A 319-nucleotide genomic window follows, 5' to 3' on the forward strand; every position below is an offset into this window, starting at 1 on the left:
GGAGATGGCCGCGCCCTCGCGCAAGAATTCCGGGTTCGACACCACGGCGAAGTCGGCATCGGGCCGGATCTCGCGGATGATGCGCTCGACCTCGTCGCCGGTGCCCACCGGCACGGTCGGCTGGGGCACCACTACGGTGCACCGGGTCAGCGCCCGGGCGACGCTGCGGTCCGGCTGATAGACGTAGGACAGGTCCGCGAAGTCGTCGCTGCGACGGGCTGGGGTGCCCACCGCGATGACAACCGCGTCGGCCTCCGCGACCGCCGCCTCCAGCGCGGCCGCGAAGGCCAGCCGACTCCGGGCCACCGGGGCTGCGACC

The 319-nt window shown here is 73.7% G+C and carries 1 pseudogene; it reads right to left on the reverse strand.

Features of this window, described 5'->3' with window-relative positions:
- Positions 1–319: pseudogene (locus MKL09_RS00135) on the reverse strand (UDP-glucose 6-dehydrogenase); the annotation flags it as partial.

It is taken from the genome of Methylobacterium sp. J-048, assembly GCF_022829515.1.
In the GTDB taxonomy this organism is placed as follows: Bacteria; Pseudomonadota; Alphaproteobacteria; order Rhizobiales; family Beijerinckiaceae; genus Methylobacterium.